Here is a 21,122-nt window from a genome sequence, read left to right as displayed (position 1 = left end):
GATGAGTAAGGGAATCCATCGACACCGATCGACACCTGCTCCGTGGATGTGGCGGGGATTCACGGGCCGACCACCATGATGTCGGACCGTTCCTCGCACGCCGCACGGATCGTTGCCAATCCCACTGCTATCAGGGGATGTTCGGCGCTGCCGCGCCGGACACAGGTGAGATGGCGACGGATCGGAATCGGATCACCGTGCAGCGGAATGCGCTTCACCCCGAACTCGGGTGGCAGGTAGGCCAGCCGCGATATCAGGCTGACACCGAAGCCGTGCTCGACCATGGCGGCGACGCCGAGGAAATCCACTGCGCGGCAGGTAATTCGGGGGGTGAATCCGGCGGCGGCGCACGCGGAGGCGATCACCAGGTCGTGGGTGATCCGCTCCAGCCCGCTGATCCAGTCGTCGGCGGCGGCCTCCGCCAGGGCGACGCTCGACCGTCCGGCCAGCGGATGATCCGCGGACACGAGTAGATCCTGCGGTTCATCGAGTAATGGATGCTGCTCGAAGCGTGGGTCGCCGGGCGCCGGGCCGCCCGCGGCGGGCAACACCACCGCGATATCGCTGTCACCGGCCAGCACGAGGTCGAAGCAGTGGCGGCTCTCGTCCTGCATGAGTTCCACCGACAATCGTGGATGCGACTCGCGGAGTCGCGATGCGGCCGGTGCGACGAGGGCGACCAGCACGGTCGGCATGGCGCAGATCCGGAGCACCCCGGCGAGTCCCGCACGATGCGTCGCCAACTCGGCGCGCGCCCGCTCGGCCTCGGCGGCCATGGCGTCGGCATGCCGGAGCAAGGCGTAGCCCGCCGCCGTCAATCGCACCCGCCTGCCGATCTGCTCGAGCAGCGGGACGTCGAGATCGCGCGCGAGCTGCCGCAGTTGCTGCGAGACCGTGGACGGTGTGAGGTGCAGCGCCGCGGCGGTCGCAGTGACCGTGCCGCGCTCGCGCAGTACCCGCAGGGTCTGCAACCGTGGATCGATCATGTGGACATTCAATACGATTCGGTTCGGAAATATTCGATAGACTGCAACGTTTCTGGTGTAGAGGATCGAAGTATGTCCATCCACGGCGACTCTCGACACGCAGTCTGCCCGTCCTGCGGCTGGCCACTCGAACAACCACCGGAAACGCTTTCCCGCCACCGGACTTCGGAGGGGACCGTCGCCTACACCCGCTGTGCCTGCGGCCGGACATGTGTGTGGCTGGAGCAGGTCTCCGCGGCACAACTGCTGGGCGGAGCATGGGCGGCAGCCGATCTAGGCATACCGTAGTAGAGATTCCAATGTGCTTGCCGCCGCGCATATTTCGTATGCCCGACGCGCCCTACTCGGACAATGCGTTGGTGGCCTTGCCGATTCGGGTGAGGCTGTCCGCGTAGCGTTCGTCGACGGCCTTCTTCGCGGTGACCGTCTCGACGATCTTCTGGCCGACGCTGTCGAGTTCCTGCAGGGCAGACAGGATGTCGTTCTTGCGGACGTAAGCGAAGTCGACCAGCGCCTGCCCGGTCTTCCACCCCTCGTTGGCCGCGGCGGCCGGAGCGATCTCGTCGAACTGCGCTTCCAATCGTGTTCTGGCTTCGTTGCTGTCGGCCGAGATCGCCGTACCGGCCTGCTTCGCGCCCTCGGGATCTATACAGATCTCACCCATGGTTGCCGCCTTTCAGATCCGCGAAGGACACGGATGGTAACGGGGAGAACTCGGTTCGTTCGATCCCGGCGATATCGTTCCGGCGGTGACGAGGGCGGCATACAGACCGACACCGACCAACGCGACCGCCGCAATGGTGATCGACAGAGGCTTGAGCCTCGACGAGCCCTTCGCCAGAGCAACCACCAACCAGACCAGAGACACCGTCGACACGATCAGCAGGACAGCGCCCACATAGTTGAGCGCTGTCGCCGCGCCCGGAACCTCGACCGACTTCTTACACCCCGTGGACAGCAACTCGTTTCGCCTGTCGTCGAGCTGCCCGTCGGCCACCAGAAGCGCGACGAACGCTCCCGCCAGCGACACGATCGCCGCAGCACCGGCAACGAGGGTCGATCGGTTCATCTACCAGGTCTCCTTAGGGCGAATGATGCGGATGTTCTGTGTGCCACCGTCCTGGTCGGCGAAGCCCAGACGATCGGTCAGGCTCAGATCCCTGTCGTTGGTGGTGTGCTGGGTGTACAGGACATCGCCGTTCGGCAGCACGGCGGTGACCACGGCCGCGTGATGCGCCTTCCCCAGCTTCGCGCCCGAGACACCTCCCACCGCAATGGCCCGTCCGTTGACCGAATCAAGGTCCCTGCAGCCAGTGAGTCAGGGCGGTGAAGTCGGCGTCGCGCAGGCCGGAGGCGCCGTCGACATGATGGAGCAGGGCCCGGCCGCGATGGTTCTCGCGTACCCAGGTCCGGTCCTGCTGCCGGAGCTCGTCATCGATCCAGATGAACCGGCGTCCGGCGGCCAGACTGACCAAAGTCCTTGTCTTCCAGTGTAGTTCGTCGGCGTAGTAGTCACTGCCGGGATATTCGGGCAGTGCTACCACCGGCAGCTGCGGCAGACCGAGAATCGGGCCGATGATGCGGTTGGCGTCATCGCCCCACCCGGTGGCCCACATCAATTCACAGCCCAGCGCCAGCAGCCGGTCACCCAGGCTCCGGGTCAATCCGGCCAAGGCCGGATTCGACGGCTGCTGCCATCCGGCCCAGTCCACATCGCTTCCTGCAGCAGCGTCGTGGGGCAGGAGCGTCCCATCGACGTCGAGGAACAGCAGCGGTCGATTCGAGTCACCGGTCACGGAAACAATTCTGCGGCTGAAGCGACACGAGGGCTCGCCCACTCAGGAACTCGAGACACTCCCTACCGCGCCACATTTTGCCGATTGGACAGTGTGCCGGACAGGTGTCTTGTACAGTGTCCACGAGCCCGCGCTGTAGTGGCGCGGGTATCTCGGTCCGTACCTGATGAGGGGGCTGGCGCCATGGCGAAGACGCCGCTGTCGATGACTCCGACGGGGTGGTTTCAGGTCGCGTGGTCGGCCGAGGTGGGGGTGGGGGACGTCCGCCGGATGAAGTACTTCGGGCGGGAGATGGTGGCGTGGCGGTCCGCGGGCGGGCAGGTTGCGGTCATGGATGCCTACTGCGAGCATCTGGGCGCGCATCTGGGTTTCGGTGGGCGCGTCGACGGTGATCGCATCGTGTGCCCGTTCCACGGCTGGGAGTGGGACCGGGAGGGCCGAAACGTCTGCGTCCCATACGAAAAGCATCCGAACAGGGGCAGGCGCATTCGGAGCTACCCGGTGGTGGAGCGCAACGAATCGATCTGGATCTGGCACGACATCGACGGGCGCCCACCGTATTTCGAGGTCCCCGACGTATTCACCGGATTCTCCGACGGCTCGAGCGCCGCAGACTACTATCCGGCCTTCCCGCATTCCACGCTGTATCGGCAGCAGCTGGAACTGCATCCGCAGTACATCATGGAGAACGGGGTCGACTTCGCCCACTTCAAGTACGTCCACAAGGTGCCGATCGTCCCGACGTTCACCCGCCAGGACTTCGACGAGCCGGTGTCCTACGTCGATTTCACGATCGCGTTCGACGAGACCGCGGCCGAGGAGATCAACAGCGGTGTGCGGGCCATCAACGCCGGGCTCGGGGCGGCGGTCACCAAGAGCTGGGGCATGATCGACAATCGCACGCTGTCCGCGGTCACCCCCGTCGACGACATGACGTCCGATGTCCGGTTCTCGGTATGGATCGGGCGCGGTGACGAACACCCGAACGCGGCGGCGAAGGCGCAACGCCTCGCTCAGGGCGTCATCGAGCAGTTCGAGGCGGATATCCACATCTGGGCCCATCAGCGCTACTCCGATCCACCGGGCCTGTCGCAGAAGGAATTTCAGGGGTTCAAGGCACTGCGGCGGTGGGCGCAGCAGTTCTACCCGGCGCTGTGAATTACGAAAGGCTGTGTCTGTCATGAGTTCTCGCCAGCGGATCCGCGTCTTCCAGGTGGCCACCGGAAATGTGGGCACCGAAATGATCAAGCGGATCGGCAATCACCCCGACCTCGAGCTGATCGGATTGCACTGCTACACAGCGGAAAAGATCGGCCGCGACGCGGGCGAGATCGCCGGGCTGGCGCCCATCGGGGTGACGGCCACCGGTTCGATCGAAGAAATCATCGCCGCCGAGCCGGATGTCGTGACGTTCCACGGCGTCTTCCCCGACGAAGCCCTCTACGAGCGTGTGCTCGAGGCGGGCATCAATATCGTCACCACCGCCGACTGGATCACCGGCCATCACCGCGACCGCAACCACCCGCATCCCTCCGGCAAGAAGGTCACCGAGGTCCTCGAGGCCGCCTGCCGGCGCGGCGGCGCGACCTTCTACGGCACCGGCATGAATCCTGGGCTCTGCCAGATCCTCGGCGTGGTCCACTCCTGCGATGTCGCCGATATCGAGAACATCACCGTCACCGAATCCGTCGATGTGTCCTGTCATCATTCCGTCGACACCTGGAAAGAGGTGGGCTACGGCCGCCCCGCCGACGATCCCACCATCCCCGCGTCCCTGGAGAAGTACACCCGGGTATTCGCCGACTCCATATACCTGATGGCCGACTGCTTCGACCTCGAACTCGACGACGTGACCTTCACCTACGAACTCGGTGCCTGCACCGAGGACGTCGACCTCGGCTGGTATTTCCTGCCCCAAGGCTCCCTCGGTGCGAACTACATCAAGTACCAGGGCATCGTGGACGGCACACCCCGAATCGAGACGCATCTCGAATGGCAGATGACACCCCGTACCGACCCGAAATGGGACGTGAAGGGCTGCTACATCACGCAGATCACCGGCGACCCGAGCATCTACAGCAAGCATATGGTCTTCCCCAAAGCCGGTGTCGACCTGTCGAATCCGGAATCGTTCGCCTCCATCGGCATGACCGTCACCGGCTTACCCGCGCTCAACTCGCTGCGCTCGGTGGTCGCCGCACCTCCCGGCATCCTCACCAGCGCCGATCTCCCTCTCCGCGGATTCGCCGGGCGTTTCGCGCGGTCATGACTATTTGGTCGGCAGCGCGCCCTCCATCCCACCCACATCGGTGATCTTCCAGTCCGAATTGCGGTCGATGGTCAGGGCATAGGTCACGGTGGTCTGCGCCCCGTCGGGGGTCTGCGCACTGGTGGAATTCACCGTGAGATAGGCGTTCACCTTGTAGACGCCGCCGGATTCGGATATCACCGTCGCGGACAGCGGTGTCGCCTTCGATGTCCATTGCAGCGGCAGCAGAATCTGTTCCAGCTGCGGGGCGGTGGCATCGAATTTCGCGGCGAGCTGCGGAGTGGTGCCCTCCTTGAGCCGGGCGAGCCATCCCTTCACGTCGTGGAAATCGATCGTCGAGGCGCCGACGGCATAATTCGATGCCAGGGTCTCGGCGTGCTTGTCTCCGGCAGCGACGGCGTCACGGTCGCTCAGGGTCGATCGCGCCGACCAATACAGCCAGCCGAAAGTCACTGTCGCCGTGAGCAGTACGGCGATCGCGAGCGCGGTCAGGACGGTCGACAGCCGGAACGACAGGGTGATCGGCTTGCCCCGCGAGGCAGCCTCGGCTGTATCGGTGCGGGCTTCCTTCTCGTCGTCGATTGCCGTGGTCATTGTGGTCCTCCTACCGGGCTGTCCGCTATTTGGTGGTGATGCGGAAGTGCACGGCGCCGTCGGGGTCGACGCCGTGCAGCGATTGGTCGATCAGGGCACTGATATCCAGTCGGGGCGCCCGGTTCAGCGCATCGGTGACGACAGGCTGCAAAACCGGTGCGAGGGGCGAGATCCCGGGCCCGATCTTGTTCTCGAGACCGGTCACCGCGCTCAGGAACGGGGCGACACCGTCGCCGGTGTAGTAGTCCCCCACCGGGCGGCTCTCGACCAGGACGGAGGCCGACTGGACGATATCGCTGAGCGCCTGGCCGAACTTGCCGAATTCCGGGCCGCCGCTCGCCAGCGAGGGCCCCATCCAGTCGATATTGCCGCCCATCGCCTGCATATCGCCGAAGAATTGGCGGATGGTTCCGGTCCGGCTGAGGAGGGTGGCGGCCAGCAGCGTGGTCGACCGCTGCAGGGTCTGCACGGCCGCGTCCGTCCCGGCCAGTGCGCGGTCGAAGGTGGCAACCAGGTTCTGCATCGCCTCGGGATGGAGCTGATTCAGCAATTCGACCAGCCGCGACGACAGTTCCGTGATCGTCATCGGCATCCGGATCCGGTCGGTGGGAACGGTCTGGCCGTCCCGAAGATACGGTCCCGCAGCGCTTTCCGGCCGGAACTGGATGTAGGGCTCACCGAGCGCCGACAGCTGTTCGATGCGCACCGCGCTGGCCACCGGGATCCGGTATCGGTCGTCGATCCGCAGCCGCACCTCGACGCCGGATGCCCGTTTGCGCACCTCCTCGGCGCGTCCGACCTGGATGCCGTCGAGCAGCACCGGCGAATGGGGTCCGAGCCCGCCCGAATTGTCCAGCAGCAGTATCGCGGTGGCGTAGGACCGGCGTGGATCGAGGTGGAGCACACCGACCGCCATATAGCCGATGCCGAGGAGCAGCACCGCCGCGATGGCGGAAAGTGACACTGCCGCACGAAGATTCACCGAACTGCTCCGATCATCCGCAGGGTGTCGATCACGCGGCCGGTCTGCTCGTCCGGCGACAGCGGCGTGGGTGCGGAGGAGCGCACACCGACCAGGTTGACCTTGGGGCCCCGCTCGGCGAACGGAATGAGCTTGTCCCGGATGAGATCCACGAGCTTGTTCAGATTGGACGGCGAGCCGGTGTCGAGCGGGCGACTGCCGAACAGCATCGGCACATAGGCGCGGACGGATCCGTCGAGCGATGCCAGCACCGGCCCCAGCCACTGGACCGCCGGTGCGAGCGGCCCGAGCGCCGTCAGCACGAAGATGACGCCGATCGTGGTCTCGATGGAATCGGTCGTGTGCTGCACGCCCTCCGCGGTGAGAAGCTGATCGAAAGCCGGTGCGTTCCTCAGCAGTCCGTCGTCGACCGTGGACCGCAACCCGGCGACCAGATTGTGGATCGAGTTCTGGTTGTCGGCCAGATCGGAGAAGTCGGCCCCGAGGGTGCCGGCTATGCGCGCGGTGTCGCGCGGATCCTGCGGGAGCACCCCGTTCATCTTGCGGACGATCGCCTGGATATCGGTGAGGGCGCCGCTGCCGACGAATACGGACAGCCGCGCCAGGATGTCCTCGATCGGCGATGACTGGCTGGTGTCCGACAGCGGGATGGTCGCACCCGGCCGCAGCTCCCCCGAGGCCGCCGAACCCGGTGCGGTGAGGGCGATGTGGACGTCGCCGAGCGGGGTTTCCTGCCGCAGTTCGGCGTGCGTGCCGACCGGCAGCCGCGCCGAGGTCAGGATCTCGACGTCCGCGATGACGTACCCCGGCCGCCCCGGTCGATCCCGCTCCGCCACAACGGGATCGACGGGAGTCACCCGCGTCAGCTGACCCACGCGCACGCCGTCGGCGATCACCTTGGCACCGCGTGGGAGGTTGAGCACGTTCGCGAACTCGATGCGCAGGTGATAGGTCTCACCGGCGACTCCCGTTCCGGGAACAGTGATGTCGGCGGGCTGAAAACTGCAGGATGCGGAGGACACGGCGAGAAGGACGGCGAGCAGCGCGGGGATACCGATCCGCCGGGACATCACGATCAGCCGCCTCATCGCGCGCTCACCGCCGCCAGCAGGAGGGGCACGGTGGGCACTGTCACCGCACCGCCCTCGGCTTCCGCGCACCGCTGCCCCGTGATCGCCTGCACGGCGGTGCAGATCTGCGACGTATCCTGCTGCGGCAGTGCCAGTTTCGGTGGTGCATAACCGATCCGCAATTGCCCGGAGGCCGGATCGACGGCCCCGGCGAATCCGCTCGCGAGGGCGGGGGTCATCCGGATGATCTCGGAGAGCGAGCCCACTCCGGCCGAGATCAGCCGCGGCAGATCGGGTATCGCGTCGAGCGCGCGCACGCCGGGCGTGGCGAACATCGTGATCGCGTCGTTCATCTGCGGCAGAACCTCGACGAGCGCGTCGATGATCTGCACGATCGGCGCGATGGCCACCGTGTTGATGTCACCGAAGGTCTGCGTGAGTCCGCTGACCGACTCCTGCACCGCGGGCCAGGAGCCGCGAGTCTTGTGCGCGAGTTCGCTGAGCGCATCGATCAACTCGCCGATGCGGCCGATCGCCGCGTCCGGCGCCGCGAGCGCCTTGGCCAGCTGGTTGATCGTGGCGTTGAGCTGATCGCCCGAACCGGCCGTGGCCCGCTCCAGCGCGTCGAGCCCATTGCCCAGCGCGGGCTCGCCCGAGCCGTTGAGCTGATCGGCCAGTGCGGCGAGCGCGGCGAAGGTCTCCGAAAGACTCTTGGGTGTCAGGGTTTTCGTGATACACCGGCTCGGATCCCACCCCGGGTCGGAGGGTTCGGCGCCGATGAGCGCCAGTCTCCGGTCGGCGATCAGGGTGTCGCTCACCGTGACGGCCCCGACGTCCGGCGGGAGTGTGCGGTCCGCCGGAACGGTGAAACGGACGCGGGCCGATCCACCACCCGGTTCGATCGCGCTCACCCGGCCGACCGGCACCCCCATGATGGTGACCGCGCTCCCGTCGTACAGGCCGATGGCGTCCGGCAGGTCGGCGCAGTAAGTACGCAGGGGCGGACCGGATTTCGTCAGTTTCAGGCCGATCGCGGCGGCCAGTACCAGCACGACGACCACCGCCGCGGACATCAGCCCGCGCGAACCCAGCACGCGTGTCCACATCAGCATCCGCCTCCGGGGATAGGAACACACACGCCCGGCAACTGGATCGTCGCGGCGGACTGGTCGACGGCCACACCGCCTCCGGTAGGCAGGTACGGAAGCAGTCGCTGCTCCATGCCGCGCACAGAATCCAACAGTGCGCCAAGGCGATCGACGAGTTCCCGGAGCTTGGGCATCGCGTCGGCGAGCGGTTGTGCGCGCTGCTTCAGGGATTCGTCCCACACCCGGCCCAGCGGTGCGAAGTCGTGCAGCACCGCGGCGAGATCCTCCAGGGCCTGTTGTACCCGGACCTTGTTGTTCTGCACCAGCGTTTCGAGGGTCCCGAATGTACTCAGCAACCGCCCCAGCACTTCGGAGTTCGCGTTCAGTGCCGTCAGGTATTCGCTTGCGACGGACAGGGTTTGCGAGATGTCGGCGTTCTGCCTGTCCATGATCGCGACCAGGTCGCCGAACGCCCGCACCGCGGCCCGCACGGCCTCCGGGCTCTTGTCGACCGAGGCGGCGAGCGCCGCGAAGTCCTGCCGGAACACCTGCCCGTCGAGCTGCCGGACCGGTTCCACGGCATCCTGGAATGTCTGAATCAAGCTGTAGGGGACGGTGACTCGGTCCCGCGGTATCACCGCGGAACCCAGTGGCTTCGCCCCGGCGGGCTGAACGGCCAGATAGTAGCCGCCGACGACGGTCAGCATCCGAATGTCGAGCGTCGTCGCATCCCCGACGAACACGTCGTCGGACACAGTGAATTCCATCCGCACCCGATCGGGCCGCAGTGTCAGCGATTTCACCTTGCCCACGGGTATTCCCGCGACGCGGACGTCGTCGCCGGGCCGGATTGCCCCGGCCTCCGACAGCTCGGCGGCATAGGTCTTCTCAGGGGTGGTTCCGGTGATGTACACGATGCCGATCGCCGCCGTGAGAATCACGGCGCCGCAGATTCCGGCCAGCCCCCAGCGCAACTCGTTCCCGCGGCGCTCGCCGTCCGTTCTCGTCGCGGTTCGGCGGAGGCGAAATCTGGTTCTCCACAGCGTTATCGGCGGCACAGCGTGATCCTTTGTCCGGCGATGAGCACCTGCACGGCGGGCGGCGCGACCGCCGCGCCGTGGGTGCATGTCATCTGGGCTTCCGGGCCGGTCGGCGGCAGGGCCGCGGTGAAGGTCTGGATCAGACCGGGCAGGCGGCCGAATGCGTCCACCGCCTCCTGCGGATCGGGAAATGCATTGTGCAGCACCGTATCCAGATCCCGGTTGCGGTCGCCGGTCACCCCGAGGACGGTCAACATACTTCGCAGCGGTTGCAGGACCGGCGGGATCGCATTCGCGAAATCGATGAGCCCGGGCAGCTTGTCGGTGATGGCGATGAACAGATTCGTCAGATTGGTCAGCAGCTTGACCGTGTTGCCGGACTTCCCGCCGAGGTGGTCGGAGATCTGCGCGAGATTGCCGACCAGTGTCGACAGCACCGCCTGCTTATCGGAGGCGTAGCGGCTCAGCTGCTCGATGGCGCCCAGCGCGGGCCCGAGACCCGTTCCGTCGCCCTGGATCACGGCGAGCATGCTGGTGCCGAACCGGTTGAGATCGTCCGGCGACAGTTCCGCCAGCACCGGCTGCAATCCCTTGAACAGGGTCGTGATGTCGAAGGCCGGAACGGTTTCCGACGGGCCGAACACCGCCTTCGGGTCCCGGCGGGCCCCGGGGTTCGCGGGCTGTTCGATGTCCAGATAGCGGAACCCGGACAGATTCTGGTATCGGATCGCGGGTTTGCTGTCGGTGAAGAGCGGGTGCTCGCGGGTCACCGTGAAGCGCACCCGCGCCTGCGTTCCGGACAGCCCGACCTCCCGGACCTTGCCGACCTGAACACCGAAGAGGCGCACGTCGTCTCCGCTACGCAGGCCGTTCGCGTCGGTGAATATCGCTGTGTAGGTGTCGGTTTCGCCGCGGACCGGCCGCTGCACCACGCGGAACACCCCGATCAGCGCCACGACCAGCACCACCACGACCACCGACACTCGCAGCAGCAGGGCACGGGTCGACATCAGCGCCCTCCCGGAACAGCTTGCGGCGCAAGCACGGACGACAACGGCGTCGCCAACCCGGGCACCACATCCAGATCGGTCCGCGCATCCAGCACTGGGCCGTCGGGGGTGTCGCGAAAGGACCTGGCGAGCCTGTCGAGCAGTTCGCTCAGCTGCTCCTCGGAGCGGCCGGGCGTACTGACCGACGACGACAGCTGGTCCAGGATCGCCGCCGCGATGGGAATGAAGCCACCGAAATGCTGCTCCCCCGCACCGGCCGCCGCGGTGGCCGCGGGTAGCAGGTCGTCCTGCATCTTCCCGAACATCTCGCGGTACCGCGCAATGTGTTCCGGCGATTTGAGATATTCGTTCGTGTAGGCCGCGTGCAGAACGGTCAGCCCGCCGGTGACCATCGGCGCCACTCCCCCCAGCGCCGAACCGTATCGGTCGAACAGTACCGATGGAGGCAGCTGCTGGGTTTCGGCGAAGGCCCGCGCCGTCGCCCCGATCGCCTGCAGCAGCGGGGTGAAGGCGCTGAGGTCGTGTGACACCTCGGCCAGGACCTCAGCGAGTTTCGGCGTCAGGACCTTCTCGGTGAGTTCGCCCGTCGAATTCAGCAGGGTCGACAGCGTGGCATCGCGCACCCGATCGGACTCGGCACCGGTCAGATCGACCGTCTCCCCGTCCGCCAGCACCGCACCGCCCGGCCGCGAATGCAGTTGCAGCGCACTGATTCCGAAGAGGTTCCCCGGCGCGTAGTCGATCGTCAGCGCATTCGTGAGCCCGAACAGCTGCGAACCGGCCAGCGTCAGCTCGAGGCGCTGGCGGCCCGGACCCATCGTGTCGATCGCGCCGACCGACCCGACCCGCACGCCGTCGAGCCGGACGTCGGTGCCGGGCTCGATGCCCGCACCGACGTGACCGGTCGTCAGCGCCACGCGAATCTCGTCCGCGGGTGGCGTATCCGGCACCGCCCGCCAGATCACGGCGGCGAGCACGGCGACCACGAGGGCCCCGGTGCCGAGCACGAGGGCGCGGCGCGGTCCGACTTCGGTTCCCGGCAGGGCATAGGCAGGCATGGCATCACCCGGTGAATGTGATGGGAGACTGGAATCCCCACAGCACGATGGTTGCGAACATGTCGAGCGCGATGATCGAGACCAGGCTGGCCCGGACGGCGCGACCGGATGCGGTGCCGACCCCCTCGGGGCCGCCGGTGGCGAAATAGCCCTGATAGCAATGGATCAGGACCACCGCGATGGCGAACACCATCACCTTGACGGTCGCCGCGATCACGTCCCAGCCCAGCACGAACTGATCGAAGTAGTGCTCGTAGGTGCCGGACGGCGTGCCGTGGACGGTGGTGACGATCAGCTGGCAGGAGAGGTAGCTCAGTATCAGCGCCACCACGAAAGCCGGTGCGACCGCGATGATTCCGGCGATGACGCGCGTCGTGACGACGAACGGCACCGAGCGGACACCGAGCGACTCGAGCGCGTCGATCTCCTCGGAGATCCGCATGGACCCGATCTCGGCGGTCATGCGGCATCCGGCCTGCGCCGCGAACCCGACGCCCGCCGCGATCGGCGCGAGCTCACGGGTGACGCCGAATGCGGAGATCAGCCCGCTGAGCTGACCGAGCGACAGCAGATCGAGCGCGCTGAACGCCTCGATCCCGATCGACGCGCCCATGGCCGCGCCCAGCAGCAGCATCAGCGGCACCACCCCGCCGCCGACGATCACCGAACCGCGACCCCAGGTCATATCGGTGACCACCATGAGCGTCTGGCGCCGGTAGTGCACGAGCGTGTACGGCAGCGCCGACAGCACCTGCCAGCAGAACCCGATCACGAATCCGATCGATTCGACCGGCCGCAGCGGGTGCACCCGGTGCCGCACCCGATTCACCCAGCGCACTCCGGCGGGCAGGTACGGGGTCGCGGTCATCACGCCATCCTCACCGGGAAGAACATGGTCACCACCTGCGTGATCGCGGTATTGAGCAGGGCGACCGCGGCGATGGAGAGCACGACGGCGGCGTTGACACCGTCGGCGACGCCGCGCGGTCCGCCCCGGGCCTCCAGCCCGCGCTGGCAGGCGATGACCACGACCAGGAAGCCGAAGATCAGCGCCTTGACCAGGGAAACCCAGATGTCCAGCGGTGTGGTGAACGACCCGAAGGACGACCAGTAACTGCCCGGCGTCACATCCAGCGCGGCCACGGCGACGGCGAATCCGGAGGCGATGCCCACCACCACGATCAGGATGTTCAGCAGCGGGGCCACCAGCATCATCGCCGCGATCCGCGGGACGACCAGGCGCTGCACCGGATCCACGCCCATGACGCGCATGGCGTCGACCTCCTCCCGCACGGTCCGCGCGCCCAGATCGGCGGCGATGGCGGCGGCACCCGCGCCGCCGAGCATCATCGCGCTCGCCATCGGCGCCCCCTGCTTGATCACCCCCAGCCCACCGGCCGCGCCGATCATCGAATCGGCGCCGAGCTGGGACACGATATTGCCGACCTGGGCGGACACGATGACCCCGAACGGGATGGCCATCAGCACGCTGGGTATCGCGGTGACCTTGATGAGAAACCAAGCCTGCGTGAGGGTTTCATGCACCTGGAACCGCAGGCGCACCGCATCCACCGTGCCGATGCGGACGGCGCCGATTCCGATCTGCAGTGCCCGGCCGAGGGTGGCGAGCCCGGACAGCACGGTCTCGGAGAAGTTGCGGCGCAGTACATTTCGGGCGGATACGGGCTGGACGATCGCCTCGAACTCGATGAGCTGCTGCGGATTTCCGCTCGACTCCGCGACGACCGGTCCGCCGGAAGTGGATCGCATCACTCTGTGGACCTCCCGCTACCCGGTCCTGCCGTCCGAGCCGAACATCTCGCCACCCGCAAGTCCGAACACTTGTAAATACATTCGCCTAGACATGTGTCTGGAGACGGTAGCACCTCGCCAGCGTGACGGCAATCACATGCCCGGGCCTACGGCCCCGACCGCATGGCGCCTCAGCGCACTGTCGGACCGAGGTCGCGATGAACGACCCCCGTGCGGGACTAACGGCTTCCGGGTGCGGGCTCGGCGACGTCCTCGATTTCGACAGGTCGCCGCCGCCGCGGGACACGTGATTGGGCGAGTACGACGGCCGCGACCAGCACCGCCGCACCGGGCACCTGCAGTGGAGCCAGCGACTGACCGAGGAACACGTAGCCGAGCACGACCGCACACAGCGGCGACGCCAAAGACAGCAGCGAGACCACCAAGGCGGGCAGCCGCGAAATGCCGCGGAACCACAGCGCGTAGGCGACCATGGCGCCGATGACGCTGAGATAGAGGAAGCCACCGATATTGGCCCAGGTCAGACGGTCCGGCAGCGCCTCACCCAAAAGGGCGATCGGCAGCAGCACCAGACCGCCGACGGTGAGCTGCCAGCCGGTGAAGGTCAACAGCGTGACATCCGACGGGCGCCCCCACCGCTTGGTCAGCACGATTCCCACCGCCATGCTCACGGCACCCAGCACACCGGCCACGACGCCGACTCCGTCCAGCCGCACGCCCGGCCCGAGCACGAGGAACGCGACCCCCACCATGCCGAGCACGCACGAGACGACGTGCGCGGTCCGGATCCGCTCCCCGAGCAGCACGGCGCCCAGCAGCAGCACGATCACCGGCTGCACGGACATGACCAGCGCGGCCATCCCGCCCGGCAGGTGATAGGCGGCGACGAACAGCAGGTAGAAGAACGCGCCGATATTGAGCACGCCGAGAACGATTGCGCGCCACCACCAAACACCTTGCGGCAGAACGCGGCCGAGCGCCAGCAGCACGAGCCCGGCGGGCAGGGCGCGGACGGTGGCGGCCAGCAGCGGCCGGTCGGGCGGCAGGAACTCGGTCGTGACCAGATACGTGGACCCCCACACGGCCGGGGCCAGCGCGGTCGACGCGACTCGCTCTATGTTAGGCATGCCTAAGACTGTGCTGTAATGGCCTTGTGCACGAGAACCATTACTACGGCGATGTGCTCCGCTTTGTGACCGACCTCACCAACCGCCCGCCGACCGAGCAGCGCGAGCTGACCGAGCTGTGGCGCGCCGCCGGTCTCGGCGCCGAAGCCGGGACGGCGCAAGACCTGGTCGAGATCCGGGAATTCCTCGCGCGCTGGACCGAGGTGGTCGACGCGGACACCGAGGCGACTCGGGTGCGACTGCTCAATGCGTTGCTGGCCGAGACGGCCGCCTATCCGCGGATCACCGATCACGCCGGGACCGGCTGGCACCTGCACTATCGCGACGACGACGTGCCGCTGGCCGCGATGATTCGCACGGTCACGGTGGTGGCCGCCGCCAAACATCTCACCCGGTTCGGCATGCACCGGCTCGGCCGCTGCGCGCTGCGGGAGTGCCGCCGCGCGTTCGTGGACATGAGCCGGGGCGGACGACAGCGCTACTGCACGCGAACATGCGCGAACCGGGATGCGGTGCGGCGGCATCGCGCCGGAACCGGCTGGGAAGAAGCGGCCCGCTCGAATCGGCCGATGCTCTAAAAGGTCTGTGCACCTGCACTTTTCGCCACGCCACCTGCTCGATGCATGGCCTCGAGTTCGCGCAGGGACTTGGCCGCCGGACTTCCAGGATCGGCGGTGTAGATCACGATTCGCTGGTCGTGGCCGGGCACGGACAGGGTTTGGGAGTCGAGTTCGATCTCGCCCACCTCGGGGTGGACGAAGCGCTTCCAGACCGTCGGCTCGGGGGCCACTTCGTGTGCGGCCCAACCGGTCTGGAAGTCCTCGTCGCGGGTGGACAGCCAGGCGATCAGCTCCGGGATACGCCGGTCGTCCGGGTACCGCAGCGCTGCCGCCCGCAGTTCGGCGACGGCCTGGCGGGCGAACTGCGCCTCGCCGTCGAGACCACCGCACGACACCTGTGCGAGACGGGTGCCGAATGCCAGCCGCAGCAGGTTGCGTTCACTGGCGAAATCGCCGATCAGACTGGCGGCCAGCGTATTCCACGCCAGGACGTCGTATCGGGCGTTCAGGACATAGGCGGGGATCTCGGTGAACCGCTCGAGCATCCGGAGCACTCCGGGGGGCACCTCGTCGTCCGGCACACCGGGCCGACCGAGCTCGTGACCGGCGAGATGGGTGAGGTAGCGCTGCTCGTCCGGGCCGAGTCGCAGTGCCTCCGCGAGCGCGGCGATCACCTGGGGCGAGGGGCGGGGCGCTCGGGCCTGCTCCAGCCGCTCGTAATAGTTGGCGGAGATATCGGCCAGCCAGGCCACTTCCTCGCGGCGCAGGCCCGGCGTCCGCCTCCGCCGCCTCGGGTCCGGGGACAATCCGGCCTCGTCGGGGCGCAGATGCTCACGCTTGCGTCGCAGGAAATCGGCGAATGCGTGCTTGTCCACACGATCGAGCTTGCCGGATGCGCTCGTCGCGAGCCACGGACAGATGGTCCGGGTCTCGGTCGGCCGTTTCTCGCTGCGGGCGCGGCGACGAATCTGGGTTCATGACACCGAACCGCTCCGAACGGAGCCCGCGCGAACTGTTCGAACACGGCCTCGACCTGCTACTGGCCAAGGATATGCGGGGCTTCGTCGACCTCTTCGCCGTCGATGCCGAGTTCGAGCTGCCGTTCGCCACCGCCGGGACGCCCGGGCGTCTGCACGGCCGCGACCAGCTGCGCGACTATCTCGCCGACTATCCCGAGCGACTGGATATCCACGGATTCCCGTCGGTCGTCGTGCACGAGACCGCCGACCCGACGACGATCGTCGTCGAATTCACGGCCCGGGGAACGACCGTTCGCACGGGGGCGGGATACGAGCTCTCCTACATCGCCGTGATTCGCGCACGCGGCGGCGAGATCGCCGGCTGGCGCGACTATTGGAGTCCGGTCGCGGGCGCGGTCGCCACCGGAACACTGCCCGAACTGCTGGCCGCGCTGCACCCGGACAGTGCGGCATGACCGCGATCGCACGCCACCGCGCGAGCGGACAGGCCGGGCCGGTCCTCGTCACGGGTGCGACCGGCAATACGGGTCGCCCGGTCCTCGCGGGCCTGCGCGCCGCGGGTGCCGTGGTGCGCACCGCCACGCGGAGCGGCGAATTCACCGGGGAGCACGTACGTTTCGACTGGTTCGATCCCGGGACCCATGCCCCGGCGCTCGACGGAATCGAGCGGGTCTACCTGGTCGCTCCCGTGGGTGTGCCCGACCCGTCGGAACAGATCGAGAGTTTCCTGCGCACCGCCTGCGACGTCGGCGTGCGGCGAGTGGTATTCCTCAGCTCCGACGTAATCCCGCCCGGCGCACCGGGATTGGATCGCGCACGTCGCGCGATCCGGCAGATGCCGGAATGGGCGGTCCTGCGACCGTCCTGGTTCATGCAGAACTTCGTCGTGCCCACCCACCCGATGGCCATCGGGCTGCGCACCCGCGGGGAGCTGGTGAGCGCGACCGACGGCCGCGGCATCGCCTTCGTCGACGCCGCCGACATCGCCGCCGTAGCCGTACGAGCACTACTCGCCGACCCGCCCCCGAACCGCGAATACGTAATCACGGGCCCCGAGGCTCTCTCCTACGACGACGCTGCCCACCTGCTCACCGAATCCCTGGCCCCACCAACCCCTTTCAGACACGTCCGACTGAGCCCGACCGAACTGGCCGACCATCTCGCCGCCCAGGGGGTACCACCGGAAATGGCCGCCGTGCTGGCGGAGGCCGAACAGCGCATTGCCGCCGGAGCAGAGGACCGAGTGACCGCCACGGTCGCCGAAATCACCGGCCGCGCACCACGTTCCCTCCGCGAGTTCATCACGACGCACCGCGACATCGCAGAGCCGCTCGCCCCGACCGGTGCCGGGTAGACAGCCGGCCGGGCGCCTCGGCGCCGAGATCAACACCCCGCACTCACTCCGTGCCGTCGGGTTCCTCATCGTCATCGGAGCGCTCGGTTGGTTGGGGCATTGCTGTGGCGTAGATGCGGGCCTGCTTCTCGCGTTCGGCGGTGAGTTCGATGCGGCGCGCGGCCATGGCTTCGGCCGGTGACGTGCCCGTGGTGAGTGCCGTGGTCAGGGCCAGGGCGTCTTCGATGGCCTCGCGGGCACCGCGGGCGGCAGCCGGGCTGACGGCGTGGTCGGCATCCCCGCACAGGAGGACTCGCCCGGCGGGCCGGCGGGCATTGTGCAGGGGCACATTGCGGCAGTTGGCGACGTGCACGGTGTCGGTGGCCTCGAGAAGGGCGCCGATGAGGCCGGCGGCGCTCGGGTCGGCGGCATGGATCGTGTCGGCCCAGGCATCGACGGGATGGGCGCCGATATCGTCCACGGAGATCGGGTCACGGGTCACGCGGGTGAACCAGTACGCAGTGTTGTCGGTGCGCAGGTGCCCGAAACTGGCCACCGGCAACGGGCCGTCGCCGAGGGTTCCGTGAAAGTGCATGACCGTGGGGTCGTCGTTCAGCGGCACCGGACGGGTGGTCGTGCCGTAGATGACAACCTGACCCGCGTAGGCGGCGGTGCGGGCAGGCTCGAGGCGGGCGCGGGCCAGGGAGTCGATGCCGTCGGCCGCGATGATCAGTTCGTCGGCGGCAAGTACACCGTCTGTGCCCCACAGGGTTCCGGTGTCGGTGTCGATATCGGTGGCGGTGTGACCGTAGCGAATGTCCGTGCCCGCACTGGCCGCGAACTCGGTGAGTACCCGCATGAGATCGCCGCGCGGGTAGAGGCGATGTCCGCGGCTGGGGGCGGCATTGCGGCCCGCGGGCAGGTAGTGGAAGCCGAACCCGCCGGGCATGGGATGCGATACCGCTTCGAGCGGCTCTGTCGGCACACCGAGTTCGGTGAGGGCCTGCTGAGCGTAGCCGTCGAGCACCATGAACGCGCCGGCGCCGGGTGCCGGTTGGCGCTCGTAGACGGTGACCGGATGCTCGCGGTGCGCGAGGGCACCGCCGAGCACGGTTCCGGCGATGCCGCCGCCGAGGATGGTGACCATGGGAGTCTCCTAGCGTTGGTGGACGAGTCGGTAACTGCGGGCGGAGTCGTAGATTCGATCGAGAGGCGGTGGCATGACTCGATCATGAACTACCACGGTCATCGGCGACAGGCTGTCGTCGGCCGTGCGCGTTTCCTGCCGTATGTTCGGTGTTTGATGGTGATCTTGCTGCTGGCGCTCGCGGGCTTCGCGTTCCTGGATTCGCTCGACGCTCTGCTCGTCGGCGTGACCACCGCGGTGATCTACGACAGCCGGCTGAGCCGCCGCTCCCCCGTGCCGGGTGTGCTGAGTTTCCTCGCCGGGGTGTTCGCGGTCACCACGACCTTCGGCATCTGCACGGTGCTGGGACTGAATTTCGTCACGGATCTGGTCGACTTCCACGTCACACCGGCACTCCGCTACTGGGCCGAACTCGTCGTCGGCGTCGTCCTGCTCGTCCTCGGCAGCATCCGGCCGTCGGTGCGCGAGACGGCGGTTCCGGCGTGGGCATGGCGAGCGCGGCAGCGTCCGCTGCTGCTCGGATCGGCCGGTGTGGCAATAGGTTTGGGGCAGGCGCCGACCGCCGTGCCCTACCTGGCGGGGCTGGCGATGCTGTCGGCGCGGGATCCGATGCCACCGCTGTGGCCACTGATCATCGTCGCCTACTGCGTGATCGCCCTGCTCCCACCGGGATTGCTCCTGTTCGCGGCCACACGCCGCTCACCGCGGGCGCAGCGCATCTACCGCAGGTTCGTGCGAACACTCAGACGCTTCGGGCCGCCGACGGTCCGAATCCTGCTCTGGGTGCTGGGAATCGCATTGATCATCAACGCCCTGCGGAACTATTCCGACCTCTGGTGATCAGGCGGGGATCTGGGCGCCGAGGGCGCCTCCCACCGTGGCTCCCGCGGCGCCGCCGAGGACGCCGCCCGTGACGCCGCCGACCACGACGCCCACGGCCGCGCCGACGGGGCAGACGGGTGCGGTGGCCATGCAGGCGAAGGCACCGCCCGCTACCGCACCGACACCGGCCCCGACCACCGTGCCGACGACCCCGCCGACGACCTGGCCCGGCAGGGCTTGCGTCTGACCGGCGGCCACGGGCTCGACGACCGGCTGCACGGCGAGGGGCTGGGGCGCAGGCGTTTCGGCCTGGGCCAGGCCCGCGCCGGCGCCGGCGCCGACGAGCGCGGTGGCGATGGCGGCGGTGGCTGCGAATTTGCGAATCATGGTGTTCTCCCCGGATATTTCGGAACCCGTCACGACTGTACTGAGGATGGGATTGTGAGATAGGCGAATTCGGGATCCGTGGCCGATCATCGACGGTCTACACCCAGGGGGCCACCGGATACCAGGGCAGGATGTCGCGCATGGCCAGCAGGCGGACGTCCCAGTAGAGGAAGCTGAAGACGCCGACGGTGAGGAGTGCGGTGGCGCTGAGGATGCTGACGCGGCGCGGGTCGGCCTGGAACCAGCGCTGCAGGCGGCCACCGGCGAGGACGGTGAGGATCAGCAGGACGGCGAGGACGAGGATATTGCCGATCGACTGCAGGACGAAGGCCGCCGCGGAGTAGAGAATATTGCCCTCCTCGGCGGCGTCGCGGAACAGCTTGCGGAACAGCGGGAACGGGCGTCCGATGAGGAAGGCACCGATCAGCCCGCCGAAGAAGATCAGGGGCGCGTTCGGGAAGCGGGCGGCGATGCGGGCGAACGGGTCGCGCACCAGACCGAGCACGGCGAGTCCGAGGTAGGTCATGATCAGCCCGATCACGCCGAACACCACCATCGACTGGACCAGGCGCGCGGCGATGTGGCCGGGTTGGCTCGGCGCGGTGTCGAATTGGGGCATATCGGTGCCGAAGATGCCGACCACGACGCCGTAGGCGGCGGAGATCGCGACCATCCCGGCCGCCATCCACAGCAGCGGCCGCAGCACCGCCCGTACCCGGTTCTACCAGCCGCCCGCGCTGCCCGCCAGCGGTGCCACCGCGCCGAACACGGCGATATTGCAGGCGGTGAACGTGCCCGCGAGGCCGGAGACGAAGGCGAAGACGACGCCCGCGCCGATGCCGGTGATCGCGGTCTCCTTGGCATTGTGGCCGAGCAGCCCGTCGGCCACGGTGTCGCCGATCGTGCTGTCCACGAACGACGCCGACCACACGACGGTCAGCAGGAATCCGGCGAGCACGCCGAGCACCAGCACCAGGCCCCGCCGTCGCGGCACGTAGCCGTTGACGAAGATGCTGGTTGCCGAAGAGTGCCCGACCACCGTGGAACCTGTTGCAGTGGAAGATGATTCGATCTGCGTCATCGGGCACTCCTAACGGCCG

General features: G+C 67.6%; 26 protein-coding genes. 6 read left to right on the top strand and 20 right to left on the bottom strand.

Translation table 11 applies throughout. From position 1 onward, the window contains the following. Positions 1–59 precede the first annotated feature (59 nt). The 5 genes from NM1_RS07710 to NM1_RS07690 form a co-directional block, all read right to left on the bottom strand. The gene (locus NM1_RS07710) at positions 60–986 is read right to left on the bottom strand and encodes a LysR family transcriptional regulator (RefSeq protein ID WP_068015735.1); all 927 of its coding nucleotides are present in this window, start codon (positions 984–986) and stop codon (positions 60–62) included. Between the two features lie 340 nt (positions 987–1,326). Continuing rightward, positions 1,327–1,650 carry a hypothetical protein gene (locus NM1_RS07705; RefSeq protein WP_068015732.1) on the bottom strand — a complete coding sequence of 108 codons (324 nt, stop codon included), beginning with the start codon at positions 1,648–1,650 and terminating at the stop codon, positions 1,327–1,329. A gap of 12 nt (positions 1,651–1,662) precedes the next feature. After that, the gene (locus NM1_RS07700) at positions 1,663–2,055 is read right to left on the bottom strand and encodes a hypothetical protein (protein WP_068015728.1); all 393 of its coding nucleotides are present in this window, start codon (positions 2,053–2,055) and stop codon (positions 1,663–1,665) included. Beyond that, entirely contained in the window at positions 2,056–2,256 is a 201-nt protein-coding gene (locus NM1_RS07695) for a hypothetical protein (protein WP_068015724.1), read from the bottom strand. A 25-nt stretch (positions 2,257–2,281) separates the two neighbouring features. Then, positions 2,282–2,782, bottom strand: coding sequence for an HAD domain-containing protein (locus NM1_RS07690; protein ID WP_068015721.1), 501 nt, complete (start codon positions 2,780–2,782; stop codon positions 2,282–2,284). 183 nt (positions 2,783–2,965) lie between these two features. Between NM1_RS07690 and NM1_RS07685 the strand changes: the two genes are divergently transcribed. Both NM1_RS07685 and NM1_RS07680 read left to right on the top strand, forming a co-directional pair. Next, complete coding sequence (locus NM1_RS07685) at positions 2,966–3,940, top strand: Rieske 2Fe-2S domain-containing protein (protein WP_068015718.1); 975 nt, start codon at positions 2,966–2,968, stop codon at positions 3,938–3,940. A 22-nt stretch (positions 3,941–3,962) separates the two neighbouring features. Next, complete coding sequence (locus NM1_RS07680; RefSeq protein ID WP_068015715.1) at positions 3,963–5,051, top strand: NAD(P)H-dependent amine dehydrogenase family protein; 1,089 nt, start codon at positions 3,963–3,965, stop codon at positions 5,049–5,051. Here NM1_RS07680 and NM1_RS07675 read toward each other — a convergent pair whose 3' ends face one another. The 10 genes from NM1_RS07675 to NM1_RS07630 form a co-directional block, all read right to left on the bottom strand. Next, positions 5,052–5,645: a hypothetical protein gene (locus NM1_RS07675; RefSeq protein WP_068015700.1), complete on the bottom strand. Its 594-nt coding sequence runs from the start codon at positions 5,643–5,645 to the stop codon at positions 5,052–5,054. A 25-nt stretch (positions 5,646–5,670) separates the two neighbouring features. Continuing rightward, entirely contained in the window at positions 5,671–6,609 is a 939-nt protein-coding gene (locus tag NM1_RS07670) for an MlaD family protein (RefSeq protein WP_246010798.1), read from the bottom strand. 14 nt (positions 6,610–6,623) lie between these two features. After that, positions 6,624–7,715 (bottom strand): MlaD family protein, encoded by a 1,092-nt coding sequence (locus NM1_RS07665; RefSeq protein ID WP_246010799.1) that lies wholly within the window; start codon positions 7,713–7,715, stop codon positions 6,624–6,626. Continuing rightward, positions 7,712–8,809 (bottom strand): MlaD family protein, encoded by a 1,098-nt coding sequence (locus NM1_RS07660; RefSeq protein WP_084519254.1) that lies wholly within the window; start codon positions 8,807–8,809, stop codon positions 7,712–7,714. Before NM1_RS07660 ends, NM1_RS07665 begins: the two co-directional genes overlap by 4 nt. After that, positions 8,803–9,843, bottom strand: a complete 1,041-nt coding sequence (locus NM1_RS07655; protein WP_246010800.1) for an MlaD family protein — start codon at positions 9,841–9,843, stop codon at positions 8,803–8,805. The genes NM1_RS07660 and NM1_RS07655 overlap by 7 nt, the downstream gene beginning before the upstream one ends. Beyond that, complete coding sequence (locus NM1_RS07650; RefSeq protein ID WP_068015693.1) at positions 9,831–10,835, bottom strand: MlaD family protein; 1,005 nt, start codon at positions 10,833–10,835, stop codon at positions 9,831–9,833. Before NM1_RS07650 ends, NM1_RS07655 begins: the two co-directional genes overlap by 13 nt. Then, the gene (locus NM1_RS07645) at positions 10,835–11,893 is read right to left on the bottom strand and encodes an MlaD family protein (protein ID WP_147288856.1); all 1,059 of its coding nucleotides are present in this window, start codon (positions 11,891–11,893) and stop codon (positions 10,835–10,837) included. Before NM1_RS07645 ends, NM1_RS07650 begins: the two co-directional genes overlap by 1 nt. A 4-nt stretch (positions 11,894–11,897) precedes the next feature. Next, positions 11,898–12,761, bottom strand: coding sequence for an ABC transporter permease (locus tag NM1_RS07640; RefSeq protein WP_068015682.1), 864 nt, complete (start codon positions 12,759–12,761; stop codon positions 11,898–11,900). After that, a complete protein-coding gene (locus NM1_RS07635; protein WP_084519252.1) occupies positions 12,761–13,663 on the bottom strand; it encodes an ABC transporter permease in 903 nt (300 codons plus the stop codon). Before NM1_RS07635 ends, NM1_RS07640 begins: the two co-directional genes overlap by 1 nt. Positions 13,664–13,884: 221 nt before the next feature. Further along, complete coding sequence (locus NM1_RS07630; protein WP_068015679.1) at positions 13,885–14,793, bottom strand: EamA family transporter; 909 nt, start codon at positions 14,791–14,793, stop codon at positions 13,885–13,887. A gap of 26 nt (positions 14,794–14,819) precedes the next feature. On the opposite strand from NM1_RS07630, the gene NM1_RS07625 reads away from it, so the two are divergent. Next, positions 14,820–15,371, top strand: coding sequence for a CGNR zinc finger domain-containing protein (locus NM1_RS07625; RefSeq protein ID WP_068015676.1), 552 nt, complete (start codon positions 14,820–14,822; stop codon positions 15,369–15,371). Here NM1_RS07625 and NM1_RS07620 read toward each other — a convergent pair. Continuing rightward, complete coding sequence (locus NM1_RS07620; protein WP_068015673.1) at positions 15,368–16,228, bottom strand: helix-turn-helix transcriptional regulator; 861 nt, start codon at positions 16,226–16,228, stop codon at positions 15,368–15,370. The two genes, NM1_RS07625 and NM1_RS07620, sit on opposite strands and share 4 nt — an antisense overlap. Positions 16,229–16,329: 101 nt before the next feature. Between NM1_RS07620 and NM1_RS07615 the strand changes: the two genes are divergently transcribed. Continuing rightward, a complete protein-coding gene (locus NM1_RS07615; protein ID WP_068015670.1) occupies positions 16,330–16,788 on the top strand; it encodes a nuclear transport factor 2 family protein in 459 nt (152 codons plus the stop codon). Continuing rightward, positions 16,785–17,687, top strand: a complete 903-nt coding sequence (locus NM1_RS07610; RefSeq protein ID WP_068015668.1) for an NAD(P)H-binding protein — start codon at positions 16,785–16,787, stop codon at positions 17,685–17,687. The genes NM1_RS07615 and NM1_RS07610 overlap by 4 nt, the downstream gene beginning before the upstream one ends. Before the next feature lie 43 nt (positions 17,688–17,730). On the opposite strand, the gene NM1_RS07605 is transcribed toward NM1_RS07610, so the two are convergent. Next, on the bottom strand, positions 17,731–18,813 hold the full coding sequence (locus NM1_RS07605; protein ID WP_068015666.1) for an FAD-dependent oxidoreductase: 1,083 nt from the start codon (positions 18,811–18,813) through the stop codon (positions 17,731–17,733). A gap of 156 nt (positions 18,814–18,969) precedes the next feature. Between NM1_RS07605 and NM1_RS07600 the strand changes: the two genes are divergently transcribed. Further along, positions 18,970–19,653, top strand: a complete 684-nt coding sequence (locus NM1_RS07600; RefSeq protein WP_068016195.1) for a GAP family protein — start codon at positions 18,970–18,972, stop codon at positions 19,651–19,653. Here NM1_RS07600 and NM1_RS42005 read toward each other — a convergent pair whose 3' ends face one another. From NM1_RS42005 to NM1_RS43515, 3 genes are all read right to left on the bottom strand, one after another. After that, a complete protein-coding gene (locus NM1_RS42005) occupies positions 19,654–20,022 on the bottom strand; it encodes a hypothetical protein (protein ID WP_147288857.1) in 369 nt (122 codons plus the stop codon). It abuts the gene before it with no gap. 97 nt (positions 20,023–20,119) lie between these two features. Further along, a complete protein-coding gene (locus NM1_RS43520; RefSeq protein WP_211339327.1) occupies positions 20,120–20,728 on the bottom strand; it encodes a hypothetical protein in 609 nt (202 codons plus the stop codon). 15 nt (positions 20,729–20,743) lie between these two features. Next, a complete protein-coding gene (locus NM1_RS43515; RefSeq protein ID WP_211339328.1) occupies positions 20,744–21,103 on the bottom strand; it encodes a hypothetical protein in 360 nt (119 codons plus the stop codon). Positions 21,104–21,122: the final 19 nt, after the last annotated feature.

The sequence above is a fragment of the Nocardia mexicana NBRC 108244 genome (assembly GCF_001613165.1).
In the GTDB taxonomy this organism is placed as follows: domain Bacteria; phylum Actinomycetota; class Actinomycetes; order Mycobacteriales; family Mycobacteriaceae; genus Nocardia; species Nocardia mexicana.
The sequence above is the reverse complement of the archived record's forward strand: the minus strand, read 5'-3'. Positions and strand labels throughout refer to the sequence as shown.

Coding starts and splice junctions, on each gene's coding strand:
- NM1_RS43515 (WP_211339328.1), bottom strand. CDS start 21,103: ATGACGCAGATCGAATCATCTTCCACTGCAACAGGTTCCACGGTGGTC.
- NM1_RS07675 (WP_068015700.1), bottom strand. CDS start 5,645: ATGACCACGGCAATCGACGACGAGAAGGAAGCCCGCACCGATACAGCC.
- NM1_RS07650 (WP_068015693.1), bottom strand. CDS start 10,835: ATGTCGACCCGTGCCCTGCTGCTGCGAGTGTCGGTGGTCGTGGTGGTG.
- NM1_RS07645 (WP_147288856.1), bottom strand. CDS start 11,893: ATGCCTGCCTATGCCCTGCCGGGAACCGAAGTCGGACCGCGCCGCGCC.
- NM1_RS07615 (WP_068015670.1), top strand. CDS start 16,330: ATGACACCGAACCGCTCCGAACGGAGCCCGCGCGAACTGTTCGAACAC.
- NM1_RS07685 (WP_068015718.1), top strand. CDS start 2,966: ATGGCGAAGACGCCGCTGTCGATGACTCCGACGGGGTGGTTTCAGGTC.
- NM1_RS07610 (WP_068015668.1), top strand. CDS start 16,785: ATGACCGCGATCGCACGCCACCGCGCGAGCGGACAGGCCGGGCCGGTC.
- NM1_RS07680 (WP_068015715.1), top strand. CDS start 3,963: ATGAGTTCTCGCCAGCGGATCCGCGTCTTCCAGGTGGCCACCGGAAAT.
- NM1_RS07665 (WP_246010799.1), bottom strand. CDS start 7,715: ATGAGGCGGCTGATCGTGATGTCCCGGCGGATCGGTATCCCCGCGCTG.
- NM1_RS07660 (WP_084519254.1), bottom strand. CDS start 8,809: ATGCTGATGTGGACACGCGTGCTGGGTTCGCGCGGGCTGATGTCCGCG.
- NM1_RS07600 (WP_068016195.1), top strand. CDS start 18,970: ATGGTGATCTTGCTGCTGGCGCTCGCGGGCTTCGCGTTCCTGGATTCG.
- NM1_RS07710 (WP_068015735.1), bottom strand. CDS start 986: ATGATCGATCCACGGTTGCAGACCCTGCGGGTACTGCGCGAGCGCGGC.
- NM1_RS07605 (WP_068015666.1), bottom strand. CDS start 18,813: ATGGTCACCATCCTCGGCGGCGGCATCGCCGGAACCGTGCTCGGCGGT.
- NM1_RS07700 (WP_068015728.1), bottom strand. CDS start 2,055: ATGAACCGATCGACCCTCGTTGCCGGTGCTGCGGCGATCGTGTCGCTG.
- NM1_RS42005 (WP_147288857.1), bottom strand. CDS start 20,022: ATGATTCGCAAATTCGCAGCCACCGCCGCCATCGCCACCGCGCTCGTC.
- NM1_RS07630 (WP_068015679.1), bottom strand. CDS start 14,793: ATGCCTAACATAGAGCGAGTCGCGTCGACCGCGCTGGCCCCGGCCGTG.
- NM1_RS07635 (WP_084519252.1), bottom strand. CDS start 13,663: ATGCGATCCACTTCCGGCGGACCGGTCGTCGCGGAGTCGAGCGGAAAT.
- NM1_RS07705 (WP_068015732.1), bottom strand. CDS start 1,650: ATGGGTGAGATCTGTATAGATCCCGAGGGCGCGAAGCAGGCCGGTACG.
- NM1_RS07640 (WP_068015682.1), bottom strand. CDS start 12,761: ATGACCGCGACCCCGTACCTGCCCGCCGGAGTGCGCTGGGTGAATCGG.